Below are 20,258 nucleotides of genomic sequence, written 5' to 3' on the forward strand. Positions count from 1 at the left end.
CGGCGCCATGAATTTCACCGACATCTTCATCCGCCGGCCCATCCTGGCGCTGGTCGTCAGCCTGTTGATCCTGCTGATGGGCGCCACCGCCGTGTTCCTGCTGCCCGTGCGGCAGTACCCCCTATCTGGAAAACGCCACCATCACGGTCAGCACCACGCTTCCAGGTGCGACCCAGGACGTGATGCAGGGCTTCGTCACCACGCCGATCGCGCAGTCCATCGCCACGGCCAGCGGCATCGAATACCTCAGTTCGACCACCACGCAGGGCAAAAGCGAGATCAAGGCGCGGCTGGTGCTCAACGCCAACGCCGACCGCGCGATGACCGAAATCCTCGCCAAGGTGCAGCAGGTCAAGTACCAGTTGCCGGCAGGCGTCACCGATCCGGTCATCGCCAAGTCCACCGAGGGCGGCACCGCTGTGCAGTACGTCGCCTTCTACAGCAAGACCCTGTCGATCCCGCAGGTGACGGATTTCGCGTCCCGGGTGGCGCAGCCGCTGTTCACCAGCATTCCGGGGGTGGCCTCGGCCGACGTCTATGGAGGCCAGACGCTGGCCATGCGCATCTGGATCGACCCGGTGCGGCTGGCCGCGCATGGGCTGTCGGCGGGCGAGATTTCGGCCGCACTGCGCGCCAACAACGTGCAGGCCGCGCCAGGCCAGCTCAAGAGCGCGCTGACCGTCACCAACATCAGCGCCGCCACCGACCTGCGCGGCGTCGAGGACTTCCGCCAGATGGTCATCAAGTCCAGCCCCGGCGGCGGCGTGGTGCGGCTGTCGGATGTCGCCACGATGGAAGTCGGCGGCCAGAACTACAACAACCTCTCGTTCGCTACCGGCGTCCCCACGATTTTCGTTGCCATCCAACCCACGCCCGACGGCAACCCCCTGGAGATCGTCAGGCAGGCCAATGAACTGCTGCCCAAGATCCGTGCGATGGCGCCGCCGGGACTGACGGTGGCGCCGAACTACGATGTGGCGCGTTTCGTCAACGCCTCCATCGAGGAAGTGAAGCACACGCTGGTCGAAGCCATCGTGATCGTGATCGTGGTGATCTTCCTGTTCCTCGGCACCTTCCGCGCGGTCATCATCCCGGTCGTCACCATTCCGCTGTCGCTGGTCGGCACGGCGGCGCTGATGCTGGCCTGCGGCTTCTCGATCAACCTACTGACGCTGCTGGCGATGGTGCTGGCGATCGGCCTGGTGGTGGACGACGCCATCGTCGTGGTGGAGAACATCCATCGCCACATCGAGGAAGGACTGACGCCGGTGCGCGCGGCATTGCTCGGCGCGCGCGAGATCGTCGGGCCAGTGATCGCCATGACCATCACGCTGGCGGCGGTCTATGCGCCGATCGGCATGATGGGCGGGCTGACCGGCGCGCTGTTCAAGGAGTTCGCCTTCACCCTGGCCGGCTCGGTGATCGTCTCGGGGGTAGTCGCGCTGACGCTCTCGCCGGTGATGAGTTCGATGCTGCTCAGTTCCAAGCAGGGCGAGGGACGGCTGGCGAAGCGGGTCGAACACACCATGGAAGGGCTGACCGCATTCTATGGACGCCTGCTGGCCCACACGCTGGCCGCGCGCGGCGCGGTGCTGCTGGTCGGCGTGGTGGTGCTGGCCGCCATCGTGGTGCTGTTCACCGGCACCCGCCACGAACTGGCACCGACCGAGGATCAGGGCGCCGTCATCGTCGTCACCAAGGCGCCGCAGTATGCCGGCGTGGGCTATACCGCCCACTATGCCCAGCAGATCGAAAAGCTGTTCGAGTCGATCCCGGAGTTCGACAGCAGCTTCATGAACATCGGCGACTATGCCGGCGGCCAGAACATGATGATCGGCGGCGCGATCCTCAAGGACTGGTCGGAACGCAAGCGTTCGGCCACCGAAATCCAAGGCCAGATCCAGGCCGCCGGCGGCGCCATCGACGGCGAGACGCTGACCGCCGTGCAGTTACCCCCGCTACCGGGTTCCAGCGGCGGCCTGCCGGTGCAGATGGTGCTGCGCTCGCCCGACGACTTCAAGACGTTGTACGAGACCGGCGAGAAGATCAAGACCGCCGCCTACGCCAGCGGCCTGTTCCTCTACGTGCAGAACGACCTGTCCTACGACAGTCCGCAGGCGCACATCAGCATCGACAACGCGAAGGCCAGCGAAATGGGCGTGACCATGCAGTCCATCGCCGACACCCTGGCCGTGCTGGTCGGTGAGAACTACGTCAACCGCTTCAACTTCCACGACCGTTCCTACGACGTGATCCCGCAGGTGCGCGGCGGCGAACGCATGACACCGGAAGACCTCGGGCGCTTCTACGTCAAGGCGACCTCCGGCGCGCTGGTGCCGCTATCGACCGTGACCCGCGTCGAAATGCGTCCGCAGGCCAACCAGCTCACCCAGTTCGGCCAGATGAACTCGGCCACGCTGGAAATGCTGCCGGCCCCGGGCGTGAGCATGGGCGAAGCGGTGGCGTTCCTGCAATCGCAACCGCTGCCGCCCGGCACCAGCGTGGACTGGCTCAGCGACAGCCGCCAGTTCGTGCAGGAAGGCAACCGCCTGCTGGTGTCGTTCTGCTTCGCGCTGGTGGTCATCTTCCTGGTGCTGGCGGCGCAGTTCGAGAGCCTGCGCGATCCGCTGGTGATCCTGGTGACGGTGCCGCTGGCGGTCTGCGGCGCGCTGGTGCCGCTGTGGCTGGGCTACGCGACGCTCAACATCTACACCCAGATCGGACTGGTCACGTTGATCGGACTGATTTCCAAGCATGGCATCCTGATGGTCACATTCGCCAACCATATCCAGCACCACGAAAACTTGAGCCGCATCGAGGCCATCGAGAAGGCCGCAGCGGTGCGTATGCGCCCCGTGCTGATGACCACCGCTGCGATGGTCGCCGGCCTGGTGCCGCTGCTGTTCGCAGATGGCGCGGGTTCAGCCAGCCGCTTTTCCATCGGCATTGTGGTGGTGATGGGCATGCTGGTCGGCACCTTCTTCACGCTGTTCGTGCTGCCCACCATCTACAGCTTCATCGCCAAGGATCACCGGGCGGCAGCGGAAAGTCCCCGCGCCCGTGAACTCGCCACTGCGGAGGCCCCCGATGTCGCGCTCTAAACCGATTGCTGCCATGACTACTGCTTTGCATCCGGCCATGTTTCCCCCTCGGCGCGCTGCCTTCATGGCCATTGCCGTTGCCGTGATCACCGCAGGCTGCGCCAGCGGCCCCGACTATCGCGCTCCGGCCACGCCGGAAACCGCGGCAGGCCCCTTCGTCAGCACGCCAGCCGATACGGACACCGCTGCATCACTGCCGGTGGACTGGTGGAAGCTGTATGACGATCCCGCACTCGACAATCTGGTGCAGGAAGCCCTGTCGGCCAATACCAACCTGCGCGTGACGCTGGCCAACCTCGACCGCGCACGAGCCATCTACAAGGAAGCGCGCGGTGGCCTGTTTCCCTCGACCAACGTGTCGGCGGGCGCAGGCTACGGCCGCGACCAGTCCACGTGGACGGGCACCGGTCAGGCGCCCACACAATGGAGCTACAGCGGTGGCCTCGACGTCTCCTACGAACTCGACCTGTTCGGCCGGGTCAGGCGCGACATCGAGGCCGCACGCTACGACACCGATGCAGTCGCCGCCGCCCATGATGCCGCCAAGGTCGTCGTCGTCGCCGAGACGACACGCGCCTATGTGGACGCCTGCACCTATGGCGAATCCATCGGCGTCGCGCACTCGTCCATTGAACTGGCTCAGCGCAGCCTGGATCTGGTTAGCCGCCAGGAACACGCCGGCTCAGCGTCGCATCTGGATGTGGAACGGGCCGGTGTCACGCTGGCCAAGGCCCGGGCCGTCTTGCCGCCGTTGCAGGGTCAGCGGGATGCCGCGTTGTTCGAGCTGGCCGCGCTGATGGGCCGCACGCCGTCGCAAGTGCCCGAGTCGGCGCGTGCCTGCACCCAGGCACCGGAGATCGCGGGGGCGCTGCCGATCGGTGATGGCACCGCGCTGCTGCGCCGCCGCCCGGACTTGCGCCAGGCCGAGCGCCAACTGGCCGCCGATACCGCCCGCATCGGCGTGGCCGTGGCCGACCTCTATCCGCGCGTCACGCTGGGCGCCTCTGGCAACTACCTGCGCAACGACTACCTGAAAGGCAATCGCACCTGGTCGTTCTCCTTCGGGCCGCTGATCTCCTGGAGCTTCCCCAACACGATGGCCGCACGTAGCCGCATCGCACAGGCAAAGGCGCAAAACGCGGCATCGTTGGCCAGCTTCGATGGTGCCGTGCTGAATGCCCTGAAGGAGTCCGAACAATCGTTGAGTGCCTACGGCGCCGCGATGCAGCAGCGCGAGGCACTGGTCGAAGCGCGCGACCGGGCCGAAAAAGCCTTCCAGTTGGCCGACCAGCGTTACCACGCCGGGTCTATCAGCTACCTCGACGTGATCGTCGCGCAGACCAGTCTGATCGACACGAAATCGCAGGTAGCCGCTGCCGACCAGCGCGTAGGTTCCGCACGGGTCAGCGTGTTCAAGGCGCTTGGTGGCGGATGGGAACAGGCCACTACGCAGTAGCTCCTACGGACATGGGCGCGGTGGCGGCCCCACCATCGCGCCCATGTCCGACACCAACCATTAGCCACGCCCGTCCGCATTGTCACAAACAACCGCAGATCCGGCATAGCGAAGGAATACAGATATGGACCCGCACGATGACCCACCTCGGATCATTGACCTGATTACATCATTCGGTAGCAAGAACCTGCCGTCGGGCAAACACATGATGAAGCACACCGCAGCAGCCAGTCCCGTGACCAGATCGCCGATGTCGTCTCAGGAACAACGATTGGCGGCGAGCCGACTGCGACCGACGATCGCTCGTACCAGTGTCTTGAACGCGCTGGAGAAGGCGACGCCGAGCTGTCTCGATGCCAGCCAGATGTATCGCATCCTCAGCACGCAACTCGATAGCCTCACGCCGGCCTCGATCTACCGTGCGCTGAATGATTTATGGATTGCTGGGCTGCTGGTTCGCACGGAAGGCGCACATGGGCGCGCGTTCTATGCCATCAAACCGGACGGGCTAAACGCCCACTACGACACACTGCGATGTCACTGTGGCGCGCGAGGAAGGCTTCGCTCTCGACAGGGAGCCAGCCTTTACCATCACCATGACGTGTACGAAATGTCGGCAACTCTGCAAGGGAGGACAGTAGGCGGTCTCAAGCCAAGACCGCCTGATCCGAAAGGGACTCATCCCTCATGCGATTGCCCGCACCACGCCACCATCAACGCGAAGCGCGGCGCCTGTCGTTGCGGATGCGCGTGCGCTACAGACATAGGCAATCATCGCGGCAACCTCATCCGGCGTCGAAAGACGTTGAAGCACCGAAGATGGGCGGGCCGTTGCGAAGAACTCGCGCTCCACGGTTGCGACATCAACGCCGCGGCTCGCAGCCAATTCGGCAACAAAGCCGCCAACGCCCTCGGAGGCTGTCGGGCCGGGAAGCACGCTGTTGACCGTGACGTCGGTGCCTACGAGCGTCTCTGCAAGCCCGCGTGAAATGGCAAGTTGCGCAGTCTTGGTCATGCCGTAATGGATCATTTCGGCGGGAATCTGCAAGGCCGATTCGCTCGATACGAACACGATGCGCCCCCAGTTGCGTGAGCGCATCCCCTGCACGTAATGACGCGAAAGGCGAACTCCACTTAACACGTTGGTCTCGAAGAAGCGAAGCCAGTCTGCGTCTGAAATCTGCTCGAATGGTTTGGGCTCGAAGATGCCTAGGTTGTTGACCAGCACGTCAATGTCTGGAAGCTGTCTTATCAGTGTCTCGCAGCCTTCGCTATGGCTCAGATCGGCGGCAATTCCGGTGATGACCGCGTTGGGGAATCCACCTTTTATTGCATTCACCGCACTATCGACACGGGCTTGGGTTCGGCCATTGACCGTGACGGACGCGCCCTCGGCCGCCAGCGCGCGAGCGGTGGCCAGTCCGATGCCGGCCGTCGATCCTGTTACGAGTACCTGCTTTCCCTTCAATCCAAGATCCATGAGTCATCTCCAATAATGTGGCCGCTAACCCATCAAAATACTTGCCCCTTGCTTCTCGATGATAGCGATGATTGGCCAGAATGTTGTCCAATCCAGACAAACTTGCGGCGATGCAGTCTCTTTATCGGATGTTTGAGATGAAGTATCCGATCCGAATAAAATGAGTCTATGCTCGCATTAAATCGGGGACTATGGTGACGGTAAAAAAGCGTCCATCGTTGAAGCCGCGCAAGATTCCACAACAATCGCGTGCCGAGCAGACGGTAGCCACAATTCTGGAAGCGGCGGCCCGTATTCTGGAGACCCAGGGCTTACAGGGGCTGAATACGAACCTCGTGGCGCTGCGTGCCGGGGTCAGCATCGGTTCACTGTACCAATACTTCCCCGGCAAGGATGCGCTAATCGTTGCCCTGATCCAGCGCGAACGCGGTCTGTTCCTCGCGGAAGGCGAAAGCGCACTCGGCGAGCCAACGGGTCGGCAAGCATTGACGCATCTGATTGCCGTCGCGGTTCGTCAACAACTACGCAGGCCGATCCTCGCGCGCCTGCTGGACTTCGAGGAAGACCGACCTCCTATTGCCAAGGAATTGAGGCAATCCACCGCCGCTTTTCGTGAACTGATCCGGCAAATTTTGACCCGCGGTGATCTCCCGCCGCAGCCGGCCATTGCCCGCTTGGGGCTTGAAAATGCACATTTGAGCGTGCGCTCTGGAAACGATGCTCAATTGACCGAACTGGAAGAAAAGAACGCCGCCGAAGGAACCGCCCAAGTTCTGATCGCAGGCGATTCCTAAAAATATTCTGTTTTTTCGCCATACACGCCGCAATGCGCCTTCGCTTGCGGCGTTTTTCTTTGACTCGACGCTGCGCGGCGTCGCCAACTTCCTCAGCGACCCGGCGTGCCCGTTCGAGCTGACGCTGCACCGGATGACGACGACGCGCCATCTCGGTGACACGCCGCATCCTGTTGTCGCGTCCGCCGCGCGCGAAGTGCTCAACAAGTCGGACAACGAGCGGTCTGGTGTGCTGTCCACCGCGATGAGCTTTTTGGGCTTGTACCGCGACCCCACGGTGGCCGAGGTCACGTCACGCTGCGACTGGCGTATCGCTGACCTGATCGCGTCCGAATCACCTGTGTCGCTGTACCTGGTGGTGCCACCGTCCGACATCAGCCGCACCAAGCCGTTGATCCGGCTCATCTTGAACCAGATCGGTCGACGCCTCACCGAATCGCTCGATGGTAGCGATGGCATCGAACGCCGCTGGGCCGCTACAACAGCCAGGTCAGCTACGGGCAGAGCCGCGTGCAGGTGGTGTGGTACTGGATCATCCTGCCCGACACGTCTTCGCTCACGCTCGACAACCTGGTCGGAGCCGACCCGGCCGGCTATGCCGGGCTGGAAGACGACGTGGACTACCACTGGGGCCGCATCTTCGCTGGCGCAGCGTTGACCACACTGTGCTGGGCGTCGGCGCCGAGCTGGCCGCGCCCGAGAACCGCCAGGATGGCGACCGCATCATCATCGCCGGGCGCGACAGCGCGCAGGACAGCATCAATCAGGTCGGGCAGGAGATGACCCGGCGCAACATGAACATCCAGCCGACGCTGACCGAGCGGCCGGGCCTGCCGGTTCGCATCATCGCCAACCGCGACTTGGTGCTGCGGCCCTACCAGCCGTTGTTCTTCAACAAGGGGACTTCACGATGACGACGCGCAAGCTGCGGCTCGGCCCGCTGCCGAAAACCGAATCCACGAAGCTGACCTTTGCCTGCCCGGCCAGCCTGAAAGCCGACCTCGACCGCTACGCCGCCCCTGGGCTTGCTACCGCGAAGCGCCTATGCGGCACCTAGCCGGAAAAGCAGCAAGAGCACACGATGGCCGAAATCTGGCCTAACCTGTTGCCCCGTAAGACCTTTCATGCCACTTCATGATCTCGCAAAAGACTTGACGGTAGACATTTTTTATGGGCGCAAGCCGGTGGCATTGTGTTGAGGGTGGTTTCAGGCGTGGTGCAGAGAAAACGGTTCGGGGGTAACACCCGGTGGAAAACCAGGCAAAAGAATGAGAATGCCGGGAGAGAGGCCGAAACAGATAAAAAAACGGCTCCGAAACGGAGCCGTGGTATGCCGGGAGCGGAATCAGGCCTGGCCTTTGGCTTCAGCAGCTGCTTTGACGATGACCGCGAACGCATCGGCTTTCAGCGATGCGCCGCCCACCAGAGCGCCGTCGATATCCGTCTGGGTGAACAGCTCGGCCGCATTGGCGGCGTTGACCGAACCGCCGTACTGAATGATCACTTGCTCAGCGACCGCCGCGTCCTGTTTAGCGATGTGGTCGCGGATGAATTTATGCACTGCCTGCGCCTGCGCCGGGGTGGCGGACTTGCCGGTGCCGATGGCCCATACCGGTTCATAGGCAATAACGGTATTTTCGAACGCTTTCGCACCCAGCGAGTTCAGCACGGCATCCAACTGACGTGCACAGACGGCTTCGGTCTGGCCCGCTTCATTCTCGGCTTCGGTTTCACCGATGCACAGTACCGGAATCAGGCCGGTTTCTTTCAGCACGGCGAATTTTTTGGCGATGAATTCATCGCTTTCGTGATGATAGGTGCGGCGTTCGGAGTGGCCGATAATGATGTATTTGGCGCCGATGTCTTTCAGCATGGCGGCGGAGGTTTCACCGGTGAAGGCGCCGGCAAGATTGACGTCGACGTTTTGGGCACCCAGTACAATACGGCTACCTGCCAGCAGGTGTTTTGCCTGATCCAGATAAATGGCTGGCGGCGCGATGGCTACGTCGCAACCGGTGACGGTGCTCAGTTCGTTGCGCAGGCCGGCGATCAGTTCGTGAACCATGCTGGTACTGCCGTTCAGCTTCCAGTTGCCCATGACTAAGGGGTGTCGCATCTTGTTTCCTCCAGGCGAATTGCCAGTTAATCAATGCATGGCTGCGTCAGGCAGCCAATCTGACGATGATACAAAACTGACGATAGTATAGAGTCGAAATGGCCCGGTGGCTCTGTTTTTCGTGCCTAATTCTCGGTGCGATCACGAATCAGATAGTGTCAGCTTAATCGGTTCAACAGCGAAGGTTAGCCCTTTTTCTCCATGATCCGCTACAACATAGCGTAATGCCCCCTCAGTTTGCTGGTAAAAGCGCTGACCTTTGCCTTTTTCCAGCAAGGTCTCGATTTTTCTCAGACTTTGCTCGTTGGTTAACGACGGCATAAACGTGCGAACCAGCGCGGCCATGTAGCTGATGGCCTGCTTGCGTCGCCCGCTTTGGTCAGGGTCTTTCAGCTTGGGGATCCAGGTAATCTGCATGGTTTTGATCTTGCCGGTACCTTTTTCCAGCGCGGTAGAGGAGTACAGATGGTCGTTGATGCGGCTGGCTGCTCGCGTCAGGTTAGGTGAGTCGTCGCCGGTATCGACGACTCGGTATTCACTAATCGGCAATGAGGGATTGCTCAGATTATAGTGAGTGCGAAACTGGACGATGTTCATGTCGAACGTGGGGGAGCCAGCCAACAGGTAAGGCGCAGCGGTCGGGTTTTTTGGCTGGAACAGGCTGTCACTCCTGGCGAGTGGGGGACAGAGTAGGCCAGACAGGCAACAAACAATCAACAGGGCATTTTTCATCATCAATTCATTAGTATCGTCACTTACCGTTGGCATGCTGTGTGATTAAAACGGGATTCGGGATCGATTGTCAAAACGTGCGGTAAAAAACACGGCCTGACTTAAGGTAAACTCGTGCCCGTAGAACCGTATTCGGGGATAAAGTGATGACGATACAACAATGGTGCTTTTCGTTTCGTGGCCGTGTTGGCCGCCGGGATTTCTGGTTAGGGATGGTGATCGTGCTGGCGCTGATAGTGGGATTGTTCGTGTTGGCCGGCACCGGCTGGCTGGAAACCCAGAAAGCGGCGTTCATGCTGGTAGTACTGTTATGGCCGCTGACGGCGATACTGGTTAAGCGATTGCATGATCGCAATAAAAGCGGCGGGTGGGCGTTGGCGCTAGTGTTGGCCTGGATGCTGGGTAACGGCAACTGGGCAATGCTGCCGCCGCTCGGCCAGTGGGGCGTGGGGCGTTTTCTGCCGACGCTGATTACCGTGATGATGTTGCTGGATTGCGGCGCGTTCGGCGGTACGACGGGCTCAAACCGTTTCGGACCAGCGGCGGAACCGTTGCGGCTCCGCGCTTCCTGAATCCAGCCGGTGGTTACCAGTAGTGCTCGCTGGTCATATGACCGGGGCGACGGCGCAGGTGTTTGCTCATCTGCCTTGTGTCTTTGAGCAATTGCTGGGTATCCCGCACCATCTGCGGGTTGCCGCACAGCATCACGTGGCTGGTCGCCGCGTCTAGCGGCAGGCCGACCGCCGCTTCCAGCGTGCCGTTTTCAATCAGCGCCGGCACGCGGCCGATGAGCGAACCAGGCGGTTCCTCGCGGCTGACCACCGTCTGGATGCGCAATTTGCCGTCATAGCGCTGTTCCAACTGTTGCATCAGCGGCAGATAACTCAGATCGCGGGCGAAGCGGGCGGCATGTACCAGCACAATATGTTTAAACCGCTCCAGGCCGCGCCCTTCCTGCAGAATCGACAGGTACGGGCCAATGGCGGTGCCGGTCGCCAGCATCCATAGGGTGTCGCAGTCCGGGAGCTCGTCGAGCACGAAGAAACCGGCGGCTTCCTGTGTCACCAGCACCTCATCGCCCGGCTGGCAGCGATGCAGATGCGGGCTGAGCTTGCCGTCCGGCACATTGACCAGATAGAACTCCAGCAGGTTATCGCTGGGGGCGTTGACGTAAGAATAAGCGCGCTGAACCCGATCGCCGTCCAGTTCCAGCGCCAGTTTGGCGAACTGCCCGGCGGTAAACGGTGCCACCGGCGCTTCCAGCCGCAGACTGAATAAGTTTTCCGTCCAGTGTTCAACCTGAATAACTTTGCCGGTCACCCACTCTGCCATGGTTCTCTGCTCCTGTTTTGATCTCTCGGGCATCACAAGGCTGCATGCAGCCAAACCTTACGATACGCGATCTGTTAACAACAGTGAAACAATTCGTGCCCTGCCGGGTCTACAGCAGAAAGTCGTGCAGCGCTTGATCCTTGCGGTCCAGATAGTGGGTGGAACTGATGCGGCGGATGGTACGCGACTTACCACGAATCAGCAGCGTTTCAGTGGTCGCGATATTACCGCGGCGTGAGATACCGTTGAGCAGGTCGCCCTTGGTGATGCCGGTGGCGGAAAATATCACGTTGTCGTTACGCGCCATATCGCCCAACGCCAGCACTTTACCCGCTTCGATACCCATCTCACGGCAGCGCGCCAGCTCCTGCTCGCCCAACCGGCGGTTCTCCGCATTGTCTTCCTTCACCTGATGACGCGCCAGCAGGCGTCCTTGCATATCGCCGTCCAGCGCGCGGATTACGGCGGCGGAGATAACGCCTTCCGGCGCGCCGCCGATGCCGTAGAGCACATCGACTTCGCTTTCCGGCATACAGGTCAGAATAGACGCCGCCACGTCGCCGTCAGGAATGGCGAAGACTTTTACCCCCCACTGCTGCATATCTGTGATGACCTGGTCGTGACGCGGTTTAGCCAGCGTGATGACGGTCAATTTACTCAGCGGCTTACCCAGCCGTTCTGCAATACGCTTCAGGTTATCTTCCAGCGGCTGATCGAGGTCGATGACCCCCTTGGCCTGTGGGCCGACAATCAGCTTTTCCATATACATGTCGGGGGCGTGCAGGAAGGCACCCTGTTCACCCACCGCCAGCACCGCCAGCGCGTTAGCCTGTCCCATGGCGGTCATGCGGGTGCCTTCAATCGGATCAACAGCGATGTCCACCGCGTCGCCGTGGCCGGTGCCCACTTGCTCGCCGATGTAGAGCATCGGGGCTTCGTCGATTTCACCTTCGCCGATGACAATCCGGCCGTTGATGTCGACCTGATTGAGCATGATGCGCATCGCCTGTACCGCGGCGTTGTCGGCGGCGTTCTTATCGCCGCGTCCCAGCCATTTGTAACCGGCCAGTGCAGCTGCTTCTGTCACGCGGGAGAATTCGATGGCTAATTCACGTTTCATGGATACCTGTCCTGAACGGGGAGTAAGGAATAGTCGGGGCATTATGGTAACACAGGCGTAATGGCGGACGGGGGAGCGAGGGGCGGGAAAAAGGGCGCGATAGCCGCGCCCGATCAAGGATAGCGATGATTTTATTCGTCGTGGTCTTCCCACGCCCGTGCGCGTTCTACCGCTTTCTGCCAGCCGCGATAGCGGAAGTTGCGTTCCACGGTTTCGATGCTGGGGCGGAATTCACGCTCAATGGTGGCTTTGCTCTTCACTTCGTCCAGATCATTCCAGAAACCGGTGGCCAGGCCGGCCAGGAACGCGGCGCCCAACGCGGTGGACTCGCGTACTTGCGGGCGCTCTACGCGCGTACCCAGAATGTCGGACTGGAACTGCATCAGGAAGTTGTTGGCGACGGCACCGCCGTCCACGCGCAGCGACTGCAGGCGGGTATCGGCGTCGGCCTGCATCGCCTCCAGCACGTCGCGGGTCTGGTAGGCGATGGATTCCAGCGTGGCGCGGATGATGTGATTGGCGTTAGCGCCGCGGGTCAGGCCGAAAATCGCACCGCGGGCGTACGGGTCCCAGTAAGGCGCGCCCAAACCGGTAAACGCCGGCACCACGTAGACGCCATTGGTGTCTTTCACTTTGGTGGCGAAGTATTCGGAGTCCATCGCATCGCCAATCAGTTTCAGTTCGTCGCGCAGCCATTGGATCGACGCGCCGCCGATGAATACCGCGCCTTCCAGTGCGTAGTTCACTTCGCCGCGCGGGCCGCAGGCGATGGTCGTCAACAGGCCGTGTTTAGAACGTACCGCTTCGGTGCCGGTGTTCATCAGCAGGAAGCAGCCGGTGCCGTAGGTGTTTTTCGCCATGCCGGGCTGTACGCACAGTTGGCCGTACAAGGCGGCTTGCTGGTCGCCGGCGATACCGGCGATAGGAATGCGGGTACCGCCTTTACCGCCAATGTTGGTCTGGCCGTAAACCTCGGAAGACGGGCGTACCTGCGGCAGCATAGCGCGCGGGATGTCCAGCACGTCCAGCATACGTTCGTCCCAGTCCAGCTTATGGATGTTGAACAGCATGGTGCGCGAAGCGTTGGTGTAATCGGTGACGTGGACGCGCCCTTGCGTCATCTTCCAGATAAGCCAGGTATCGATGGTGCCGAACAGCAGCTCGCCGCGGCGAGCGCGTTCACGCGATCCTTCTACGTGGTCGAGGATCCATTTCACTTTGGTGCCGGAAAAATACGGGTCGACCACCAGGCCGGTATTCGCGCGGATGTACTCTTCCAGCCCGTCTTTTTTCAGTTTTTCGCAGATATCGGCGGAACGGCGGCATTGCCACACAATGGCGTTATAAATCGGTTTGCCGGTCTCTTTTTCCCATACCACGGCGGTTTCACGCTGGTTGGTAATACCGATGCCGGCGACTTCGTCGCTGCTGATGCCGGCTTTCGCCAGCACTTCCACCAACGTCGAGCTTTGCGATGCCCAGATTTCCATCGGGTCGTGTTCTACCCAACCCGCTTTGGGGTAAATCTGGGTGAATTCCCGCTGAGATACGCTGACGATGTTGGCGTCATGATCAAACACAACAGCCCGTGAACTGGTGGTGCCCTGGTCAAGCGCGACGATGTATTTTTTTTCCTGGTTCATAAACGTAATCCTGTTAGCGGAGTAGGGTCAGACCTTACGAGTTTGGGCAGAAGCCGCCGTGTCGGTGTCGTTATCAATGGCGCAGACATCGCAAGGCAAATTGCGGCCAATCAGGCTGCGATAGCCAAATGCGCCCAGACAGGCACCGACGATCGGGCCGAAAATCGGTATCAGTATATAAGGGATGTCACGCCCGCCGGTCAGTGCGATCTTGCCCCAGCCGGCGAAATAGGCAAACAGCTTCGGACCGGCATCACGCGCCGGATTCATGGCAAACCCGGTCAACGGCCCCATCGATGCGCCAATAACCGCGATCAGAATCCCTATCAACAGCGGCGCCAGCGGCCCGCGCGGAATGCCGTTGCCGTCGTCGGTCAGCGCCAGAATCAGACACATCAGGATAGCGGTGATAACGGTTTCCACCAGAAACGCCTGCATCACCGAAATGTGCGGGTTAGGATAAGTGGAGAAGACGCCGGCCAGATCGAGGCTTTCCACGCTGCCGCGCACCATATTGTGCGTCTGTTCGATATTGTCGAACAGGTTGTGGTAGAGGCCGTAAACCAGTGCCGCCGAGCAGAATGCGCCGGCGACCTGTGAAACGATATAAGGCAGCACTTTGCGGCCATCGAAACAGGCAAACAGCCACAGGGCAATGGTCACCGCCGGATTGAGATGGGCGCCGGAAATCGCGGCGGTCAGGTAGATCGCCATCGCGACGCCCAACCCCCAGATAATGCTTATTTCCCACAGCCCCAGACTGGCGCCAGCCAGTTTCAGAGCCGCGACACAGCCAACGCCAAAGAAAATCAACAGGCCGGTACCGAGAAACTCGGCGACGCACTGGCCTTTAAGGGTAGAAAGTTCATATTGACTCATAATGCTTGTTCCTGCTTGTAGGCTACAGCATGGTGGTTAACGCAGACTTGTCGAATGGTCTGCGCGTTTTCTGGTCTGTCTCGCGACTCTCAGCGGATTCACGGCCAGACTCTTTTTGTATTTCGGATGTGAATTTATCGTTAATGTTCGAAAACGAGAAATATCGAAATCAAAATGTGTGTGACGCGTCAAGAAAATGCGCGCATTCGCGTAATTAGACACAAAAGCGTCATATCGCCGCCGGTCAGGTGTTAATCAGGGTGTTAAATTTATTAACATTAGTATTGTTTAACAATAATTCGGGCGATTTTCAGTCTGTACTGATGGCGTATGGGTAAAAAAGCAGGCAGAGTCACTGTTTTAGCGGTAGTGCGCTGGACACGCCTGATCCGGCTACATACAATTTGGCTGGCGTTTGCGTCCGGCGTTGCCATCGCGGGACGCAAGCCGAGGGCGTGAAGCGCCACGAGAGATCTGTTTGTGAAACCGTGCTGGTGAAACATCTGTTCGCGAGATACCGTTGTTCGCGAGATACCGTTGTTCGCGAGATACCGTTGTTCGCGAGATACCGTTGTTCGCGAGATACCGGTCGTGACACACCTGTTCGTGATACATCTGCGTTAACCGGCTGAGGCCGTGCGATCAAAAGGGGTTAGAAGTTATGTCATTTGAAGTGTTTGAGAAGCTGGAAGCGAAAGTTCAGCAGGCGATTGACACGATCACGCTGTTGCAGATGGAAATCGAAGAACTGAAAGAGAAGAACAATTCGTTGTCGCAGGAAGTAGAGAGTATGGCGGGTAACCGTGATGCACTAATGAGCGAGAACGAACAACTCAAGCAGGAACAGCTGGTATGGCAGGAACGCCTGCGCGCACTGCTGGGTAAAATGGAAGACGTTCAGTAATCGCCGAAGTCAGACAGACGGATGCGCACAGGGCGTCAGTTGACGCCCTTAGGTATGCCGTTGGTTATTCCAGATCCAGCGGATCTTCGGACAGGATAATGCCGGTGTTGTCGGCATAGAGATGATCGCCGGAGAAGAAGGTCACGCCGCCGAAATTCACCCGAATATCGGTTTCGCCGATGCCTTCGCTGGCGGCGCCCGCCGGTGTCGCCGCCATCGCCTGAATGCCGATATCCAGCTCCGATAAATCGTCTACCTGACGTACCGCGCCATAGACCACGATACCTTCCCATTCGTTTTGCGTGGCTAGGCGGGCCAGTTCAGCGTCAACCAGCGCACGGCGTACAGAACCGCCGCCGTCGATCAGCAAGACGCGGCCACTGCCGTTTTCTTCCAGTACATCGAATAGCAGGCCGTTATCTTCAAAGCATTTTACCGTGATAATTTTGCCGCCGAATGAACTACGTCCACCAAAATTGGAGAAAAGAGGCTCAACCACATTGACCTCTTCATGATAGATATCACACAGTTCGGAAGTATCGTATTTCATAGGAGTCACGTTTGTTGCCGCTGGGGAGTGTGGGACTGAGTATATCCCTTTCTGTTTGTTGTTGGCAAAATCATCAACAGCGGCTTTGACCCGCATCAGTAATCGGTAGTGATTTTGCCAATCCATACAAACGCTTTGCCTGCCTAAGGCTAGCTTAGCAGCACACCCACGGCGAACAACAGGTTGGTCAGCAGCGCGCCTTTCACGGTTTTCTCCAGCATCGGACGCATGCTGAACGCGGTGGTTTCACGCATGACGTAGCGGCCTTGTTTCACCAGCAGCGGCAGCGCCAGAATAAACAGCCAGCCGGCCAGGGTATGCAGGTAGAGCATCGCGAAGAGCGCCAGGCACACCGGCGCCGTCATCAGTAGCACCATGTGGTAGCGGCGGGCCTTGTGCGCGCCGAGTCTCACCGCCAGCGTATTTTTGCCGTTTTCCCGATCGCTATCGATATCACGCAGGTTGTTGATATTCAGGACGGCGACGGCCAGCAGACCGCAAGCAGTCGCGGGCAGGATCACACTGCTGTCGAAGTAGCCGGTTTGCAGATAGTACGAGCCTGCCACGCTGAGCCAGCCGAAGAAGATCAGCACCGAGATATCGCCCAATCCGATATAACCGTACGGCCTGTTGCCGACGGTGTAGGTAATCGCCGCCAGAATTGCCAGCAGACCGAGCGCCAGAAACACCATGATATCCACCGGCTTTTCGCAGGCCAGCGCTACCAGCGCGCTACCGGAAACCGCAGTCAGCAGCACGGTGATCAACAGCGCCCTGCGCAGTTCCGATAGTGTGATGGCACCGGTCTGGATGCCGCGCAACGGGCCGATACGGTCTTCCTTGTCGCTGCCTTTCACGGCATCGCCATAGTCGTTGGCCAGATTAGAGAGAATTTGCAACAGGCCGGCGGTAATCAGCGTTAATAGCGCGACGCCCGGCTTAAAGTTGCTGTGCCAGCAAGCGATGACGGTGCCGGTAACGATGGAGGCAAAAGCCAGCGGCAGCGTTTTGGGACGCAGGCTGTCCAGCCAGGCTTGGGTTTTGCTGCTATGTGTCAATTGGGTCATGGTGTTAATAGAATCATGGTGTCTAATGGGCCATGGAATCAGCCAGGTTGTGACGCGTTCAGTTCAGGAATAATGCCTTGGTGACGGTAATAAAAACGCCAGTGGGAGGCGTTGGCCTCCCACTGGTTTAGTCATCAGTGCGATCCGTGAGCGGATTATAAGATAAATCGGCTCAGATCTTCATCTGCTACTAACTCATCAAGGTGACTGCGTACGTAATCTGCATCAATCGTCACGGTTTGGCCGCTCATTTCGCTGGCGCCATAGGACACCTCTTCGATCAACCGCTCCAGTACCGTATGCAGGCGACGGGCGCCGATATTCTCGGTACGCTCGTTGACCTGCCAGGCGGCTTCCGCAATACGGCGAATACCGTCGGGCTGGAAGGTGATGTTAACGCCTTCGGTTTCCATCAGCGCCTGATACTGACGGGTCAGCGAGGCGCTGGGTTCGGTCAGAATACGTTCGAAATCTTCAGTGGTCAGCGCTTGTAACTCGACACGAATCGGCAGACGGCCCTGCAATTCCGGGATCAGGTCCGACGGGCTGGCAATCTGGAACGCGCCGGAGGCGATAAACAGGATATGGTCGGTTTTCACCATGCCGTGTTTCGTGGATACCGTGCAGCCTTCCACCAGCGGCAGCAGGTCGCGCTGGACGCCTTCACGCGATACGTCCGGGCCGGACGTATCGCCTCGTTTGCAAATCTTGTCGATTTCATCGATGAACACGATGCCATGCTGTTCCACCGCTTCAATCGCTTGCTGCTTGAGCTCTTCCGGATTGACCAGCTTGGCGGCTTCTTCTTCCACCAGCAGCTTAAAGGCTTCGCGAATCTTGATTTTGCGGCTCTTTTGTTTCTGCCCCGCCAGATTCTGGAACATCGATTGCAACTGATTGGTCATCTCTTCCATGCCGGGCGGAGCCATGATTTCAACGCCGACCGGTGCGGCGGCCAGATCGATTTCGATTTCTTTGTCATCCAACTGACCTTCACGCAGTTTCTTGCGAAACGCCTGACGGGCGGCAGACGGTTCGTGACTCTCTTCCGGCTGGCCCCAGTTGTTTTTGGCCGGGGGAATCAGTACGTCCAGAATCCGCTCTTCAGCCAGCTCTTCGGCGCGATAACGGTTTTTCTCTATCGACTGCTGACGCACCATTTTAATAGCGACATCGGCCAGATCACGGATGATGGAATCCACCTCCTTGCCGACGTACCCCACTTCGGTAAATTTGGTCGCTTCCACCTTGATGAACGGGGCGTTGGCCAGCTTGGCAAGGCGACGGGCGATTTCGGTTTTCCCCACCCCGGTTGGGCCGATCATCAGGATGTTTTTCGGGGTGACTTCATGGCGCAGGTTCTCTTCTAACTGCATACGGCGCCAGCGGTTACGCAAGGCAATCGCCACGGCGCGTTTCGCTTTATGCTGTCCGATGATATAGCTATCAAGCTCGCTGACTATTTCGCGCGGGGTCATTTCAGACATAGTGGGATCCTTACGCCTTGGAGGCTAATTCTTCAATCGTGTGGAACTGGTTGGTGTAGATACAGATATCACCCGCGATGCCCAGTGATTTTTCGACAATTTCCCGGGCGCTTAATTCCGTGTTTTCCAGCAGGGCGCGTGCCGCTGCCTGTGCATAGGGGCCGCCGGAACCGATGGCGATCAGGTCGTTTTCCGGCTGAATCACATCGCCGTTGCCGGTAATGATAAGCGACGCATTTTCGTCGGCAACGGCCAGCAGCGCTTCCAGCCGGCGCAGCATACGGTCGGTACGCCAGTCTTTGGCAAGCTCCACCGCCGCTTTCACCAAATGACCCTGATGCAATTCCAGCTTGCGCTCAAACAGCTCGAACAGAGTAAAGGCATCGGCGGTGCCGCCGGCGAACCCGGCGATAACCCGGTCGTTGTACAAACGACGTACTTTGCGTACGTTGCCTTTCATTACCGTGTTGCCCAGAGTGGCCTGCCCGTCTCCGCCAATCACCACCTGACCATTACGGCGTACGCTTACAATTGTTGTCACGAGTTTATCCCCGTTACTGAGAAAAAGGCCCCCGCGCGGACGCGGGGCATATTGACGATGAAGATGGGGGAAGGGGGCGGGGTTTTCAACCCCCGCTGGCTAACGGGATGCAGTTGGATTGACCCATGCCTTTGAGTTTTTGTGCCATTTTGTCGGCCACAGCGCGGCTATTGTACGGGCCAAGCATGATCCGGTGCCAACCGCCGCCGCTGGCAATATGAGTTTCGACACCAGCGAATGCCAACTGGGCTCGGATAGATTCGGCAGGCTCCGCCGTTTTGAACGAGCCGCATTGCACCATCCAGCGCTGCTCCTTCTCCGGCTTGCTCTCTGGTTTGGTGTTATCCGTTTTGGCCGTTTCTTTGGCTACCGGCGCAGGCTCGGTTTTGGCAACCTCTTTGCGCGGTTCCGCCTGCGCCGGCTTCTGAGCCGTTTGCGTCGGCGTGTTGACGGCCGGCGCGGCATGGTGTTGATTCGCTGGCGGGGCCGCAGTGGTCGTGCGAGGCGTCGCGGGCAGCGTCATCGTATTGGTATTGGGGACGATCGGCACAACGGTTTGCTGTCTGGACGTATTCAGCGAGCGTGTTGGCATTTGGCTCTGATCGTTGTAAGGCACTTCCGCCAACGTGGTTGGCTGGCGTTTCATGTCCGACTGCATCTGCTCGAGTAGTTGCCGTTGCTCGTCGGTAAGCTGGCCAGTCGACTGAATTTCGCCTCCTGCCGAAGGTTCGGTCGGTGAAACAACGCCAATCTGGCGATTTTCCAGTTCTTTGATATAGCGCCAGCGTTCTTCCGGCTTGGGCGGCAGCCCATTCCCTTTGGTGCCCTGATGCGGCAGAACCGGTGATTCGTCCGGCTTATTGTGGGCGATAAAATAGAGCCCACCGGCAAACGTGACCAGCACGGCAACGGCCAGCGCCACCATTGTTTTGGATGCGCCCGAGGTCTCTCCTCGTTTACGGCTGGATGTTTTTTTCCGGCGCGTCCCAGAACGTCCCCGGCTGACATAGTCTCGTTGTGCCACAATCGTTTCGTTGCGAAGAAAATAAGTAACAG

17 protein-coding genes and 4 pseudogenes are annotated in these 20,258 nt (G+C 59.4%); 9 read left to right on the top strand and 12 right to left on the bottom strand.

All coding sequences use genetic code 11. The features are described from left to right. The first annotated feature begins 7 nt into the window (after nucleotides 1-7). The 3 genes and pseudogenes from DCH402_RS00710 to DCH402_RS23340 all read left to right on the top strand — a co-directional run. A pseudogene (locus DCH402_RS00710) lies at nucleotides 8-3,101 on the top strand (efflux RND transporter permease subunit). Then, nucleotides 3,088-4,557: an efflux transporter outer membrane subunit gene (locus DCH402_RS00715; protein WP_200864868.1), complete on the top strand. Its 1,470-nt coding sequence runs from the start codon at nucleotides 3,088-3,090 to the stop codon at nucleotides 4,555-4,557. Before DCH402_RS00710 ends, DCH402_RS00715 begins: the two are co-directional and overlap by 14 nt. Before the next feature lie 250 nt (nucleotides 4,558-4,807). Continuing rightward, nucleotides 4,808-5,092, top strand: a pseudogene (locus DCH402_RS23340) (transcriptional repressor); the annotation flags it as partial. Between the two features lie 150 nt (nucleotides 5,093-5,242). On the opposite strand, the gene DCH402_RS00720 reads toward DCH402_RS23340, so the two are convergent. After that, the gene (locus DCH402_RS00720) at nucleotides 5,243-6,037 is read right to left on the bottom strand and encodes an SDR family NAD(P)-dependent oxidoreductase (protein ID WP_039999026.1); all 795 of its coding nucleotides are present in this window, start codon (nucleotides 6,035-6,037) and stop codon (nucleotides 5,243-5,245) included. 191 nt (nucleotides 6,038-6,228) lie between these two features. Here DCH402_RS00720 and DCH402_RS00725 point away from each other — a divergent pair, with 191 nt between their 5' ends. The 4 genes and pseudogenes from DCH402_RS00725 (at nucleotide 6,229) to DCH402_RS20920 (ending at nucleotide 7,888) form a co-directional block, all read left to right on the top strand. Then, nucleotides 6,229-6,831 carry a TetR/AcrR family transcriptional regulator gene (locus DCH402_RS00725; RefSeq protein WP_081642113.1) on the top strand — a complete coding sequence of 201 codons (603 nt, stop codon included), beginning with the start codon at nucleotides 6,229-6,231 and terminating at the stop codon, nucleotides 6,829-6,831. Nucleotides 6,832-6,901: 70 nt separating this feature from the next. After that, nucleotides 6,902-7,273, top strand: a pseudogene (locus DCH402_RS20910) (type IV secretory system conjugative DNA transfer family protein); the annotation flags it as partial. 26 nt (nucleotides 7,274-7,299) lie between these two features. Beyond that, a pseudogene (locus DCH402_RS20915) lies at nucleotides 7,300-7,745 on the top strand (TraB/TrbI/VirB10 family type IV secretion system protein); the annotation flags it as partial. Beyond that, nucleotides 7,742-7,888 (top strand): DUF2274 domain-containing protein, encoded by a 147-nt coding sequence (locus DCH402_RS20920; RefSeq protein ID WP_438266437.1) that lies wholly within the window; start codon nucleotides 7,742-7,744, stop codon nucleotides 7,886-7,888. The pseudogene DCH402_RS20915 and the gene DCH402_RS20920, both read left to right, overlap by 4 nt. A gap of 288 nt (nucleotides 7,889-8,176) precedes the next feature. Here the strand turns inward: DCH402_RS20920 and tpiA are convergent, their stop codons facing one another. Then, on the bottom strand, nucleotides 8,177-8,947 hold the full coding sequence (gene tpiA, locus DCH402_RS00745) for a triose-phosphate isomerase (RefSeq protein WP_039999030.1): 771 nt from the start codon (nucleotides 8,945-8,947) through the stop codon (nucleotides 8,177-8,179). A gap of 141 nt (nucleotides 8,948-9,088) precedes the next feature. Next, on the bottom strand, nucleotides 9,089-9,679 hold the full coding sequence (locus DCH402_RS00750) for a DUF1454 family protein (protein ID WP_152486949.1): 591 nt from the start codon (nucleotides 9,677-9,679) through the stop codon (nucleotides 9,089-9,091). A 146-nt stretch (nucleotides 9,680-9,825) separates the two neighbouring features. On the opposite strand from DCH402_RS00750, the gene DCH402_RS00755 reads away from it, so the two are divergent. Next, nucleotides 9,826-10,251 carry a DUF805 domain-containing protein gene (locus tag DCH402_RS00755; RefSeq protein WP_039999033.1) on the top strand — a complete coding sequence of 142 codons (426 nt, stop codon included), beginning with the start codon at nucleotides 9,826-9,828 and terminating at the stop codon, nucleotides 10,249-10,251. Between the two features lie 13 nt (nucleotides 10,252-10,264). On the opposite strand, the gene fpr is transcribed toward DCH402_RS00755, so the two are convergent. The 4 genes from fpr to DCH402_RS00775 all read right to left on the bottom strand — a co-directional run bounded on the left by fpr (nucleotide 10,265) and on the right by DCH402_RS00775 (nucleotide 14,653). After that, a complete protein-coding gene (gene fpr / locus DCH402_RS00760) occupies nucleotides 10,265-11,011 on the bottom strand; it encodes a ferredoxin--NADP(+) reductase (RefSeq protein WP_039999035.1) in 747 nt (248 codons plus the stop codon). Between the two features lie 109 nt (nucleotides 11,012-11,120). Then, nucleotides 11,121-12,131, bottom strand: a complete 1,011-nt coding sequence (glpX, locus tag DCH402_RS00765; RefSeq protein WP_039999038.1) for a class II fructose-bisphosphatase — start codon at nucleotides 12,129-12,131, stop codon at nucleotides 11,121-11,123. 131 nt (nucleotides 12,132-12,262) lie between these two features. Further along, nucleotides 12,263-13,774 (bottom strand): glycerol kinase GlpK, encoded by a 1,512-nt coding sequence (glpK, locus tag DCH402_RS00770; protein ID WP_039999040.1) that lies wholly within the window; start codon nucleotides 13,772-13,774, stop codon nucleotides 12,263-12,265. Nucleotides 13,775-13,801: 27 nt separating this feature from the next. Then, nucleotides 13,802-14,653, bottom strand: a complete 852-nt coding sequence (locus tag DCH402_RS00775) for an MIP/aquaporin family protein (RefSeq protein WP_039999042.1) — start codon at nucleotides 14,651-14,653, stop codon at nucleotides 13,802-13,804. 661 nt (nucleotides 14,654-15,314) lie between these two features. On the opposite strand from DCH402_RS00775, the gene zapB reads away from it, so the two are divergent. Next, on the top strand, nucleotides 15,315-15,557 hold the full coding sequence (gene zapB / locus DCH402_RS00780; RefSeq protein ID WP_012767893.1) for a cell division protein ZapB: 243 nt from the start codon (nucleotides 15,315-15,317) through the stop codon (nucleotides 15,555-15,557). Nucleotides 15,558-15,621: 64 nt separating this feature from the next. Here the strand turns inward: zapB and rraA are convergent, their stop codons facing one another. The 5 genes from rraA to ftsN all read right to left on the bottom strand — a co-directional run bounded on the left by rraA (nucleotide 15,622) and on the right by ftsN (nucleotide 20,226). Further along, the gene (gene rraA, locus DCH402_RS00785) at nucleotides 15,622-16,107 is read right to left on the bottom strand and encodes a ribonuclease E activity regulator RraA (protein ID WP_040003270.1); all 486 of its coding nucleotides are present in this window, start codon (nucleotides 16,105-16,107) and stop codon (nucleotides 15,622-15,624) included. Nucleotides 16,108-16,256: 149 nt separating this feature from the next. Continuing rightward, on the bottom strand, nucleotides 16,257-17,174 hold the full coding sequence (locus DCH402_RS00790; RefSeq protein WP_039999043.1) for a 1,4-dihydroxy-2-naphthoate polyprenyltransferase: 918 nt from the start codon (nucleotides 17,172-17,174) through the stop codon (nucleotides 16,257-16,259). Nucleotides 17,175-17,329: 155 nt separating this feature from the next. Next, complete coding sequence (hslU, locus tag DCH402_RS00795) at nucleotides 17,330-18,661, bottom strand: HslU--HslV peptidase ATPase subunit (RefSeq protein ID WP_039999045.1); 1,332 nt, start codon at nucleotides 18,659-18,661, stop codon at nucleotides 17,330-17,332. 10 nt (nucleotides 18,662-18,671) lie between these two features. After that, on the bottom strand, nucleotides 18,672-19,202 hold the full coding sequence (gene hslV, locus DCH402_RS00800; RefSeq protein ID WP_012767897.1) for an ATP-dependent protease subunit HslV: 531 nt from the start codon (nucleotides 19,200-19,202) through the stop codon (nucleotides 18,672-18,674). A gap of 85 nt (nucleotides 19,203-19,287) precedes the next feature. Then, on the bottom strand, nucleotides 19,288-20,226 hold the full coding sequence (gene ftsN / locus DCH402_RS00805; protein ID WP_071604646.1) for a cell division protein FtsN: 939 nt from the start codon (nucleotides 20,224-20,226) through the stop codon (nucleotides 19,288-19,290). Nucleotides 20,227-20,258: the final 32 nt, after the last annotated feature.

Source organism: Dickeya chrysanthemi NCPPB 402 (assembly GCF_000406105.1).
In the GTDB taxonomy this organism is placed as follows: Bacteria; Pseudomonadota; Gammaproteobacteria; order Enterobacterales; family Enterobacteriaceae; genus Dickeya; species Dickeya chrysanthemi.

Excerpts from the sequence above, each read along its gene's own strand:
- DCH402_RS00750 (WP_152486949.1), bottom strand. The coding sequence starts at position 9,679 with ATGAAAAATGCCCTGTTGATTGTTTGTTGCCTGTCTGGCCTACTCTGT.
- DCH402_RS00790 (WP_039999043.1), bottom strand. The coding sequence starts at position 17,174 with ATGACCCAATTGACACATAGCAGCAAAACCCAAGCCTGGCTGGACAGC.
- DCH402_RS00715 (WP_200864868.1), top strand. The coding sequence starts at position 3,088 with ATGTCGCGCTCTAAACCGATTGCTGCCATGACTACTGCTTTGCATCCG.
- fpr (WP_039999035.1), bottom strand. The coding sequence starts at position 11,011 with ATGGCAGAGTGGGTGACCGGCAAAGTTATTCAGGTTGAACACTGGACG.
- DCH402_RS00720 (WP_039999026.1), bottom strand. The coding sequence starts at position 6,037 with ATGGATCTTGGATTGAAGGGAAAGCAGGTACTCGTAACAGGATCGACG.
- tpiA (WP_039999030.1), bottom strand. The coding sequence starts at position 8,947 with ATGCGACACCCCTTAGTCATGGGCAACTGGAAGCTGAACGGCAGTACC.
- hslU (WP_039999045.1), bottom strand. The coding sequence starts at position 18,661 with ATGTCTGAAATGACCCCGCGCGAAATAGTCAGCGAGCTTGATAGCTAT.
- DCH402_RS20920 (WP_438266437.1), top strand. The coding sequence starts at position 7,742 with ATGACGACGCGCAAGCTGCGGCTCGGCCCGCTGCCGAAAACCGAATCC.
- zapB (WP_012767893.1), top strand. The coding sequence starts at position 15,315 with ATGTCATTTGAAGTGTTTGAGAAGCTGGAAGCGAAAGTTCAGCAGGCG.
- DCH402_RS00725 (WP_081642113.1), top strand. The coding sequence starts at position 6,229 with ATGGTGACGGTAAAAAAGCGTCCATCGTTGAAGCCGCGCAAGATTCCA.
- DCH402_RS00755 (WP_039999033.1), top strand. The coding sequence starts at position 9,826 with ATGACGATACAACAATGGTGCTTTTCGTTTCGTGGCCGTGTTGGCCGC.
- glpK (WP_039999040.1), bottom strand. The coding sequence starts at position 13,774 with ATGAACCAGGAAAAAAAATACATCGTCGCGCTTGACCAGGGCACCACC.
- rraA (WP_040003270.1), bottom strand. The coding sequence starts at position 16,107 with ATGAAATACGATACTTCCGAACTGTGTGATATCTATCATGAAGAGGTC.
- DCH402_RS00775 (WP_039999042.1), bottom strand. The coding sequence starts at position 14,653 with ATGAGTCAATATGAACTTTCTACCCTTAAAGGCCAGTGCGTCGCCGAG.
- glpX (WP_039999038.1), bottom strand. The coding sequence starts at position 12,131 with ATGAAACGTGAATTAGCCATCGAATTCTCCCGCGTGACAGAAGCAGCT.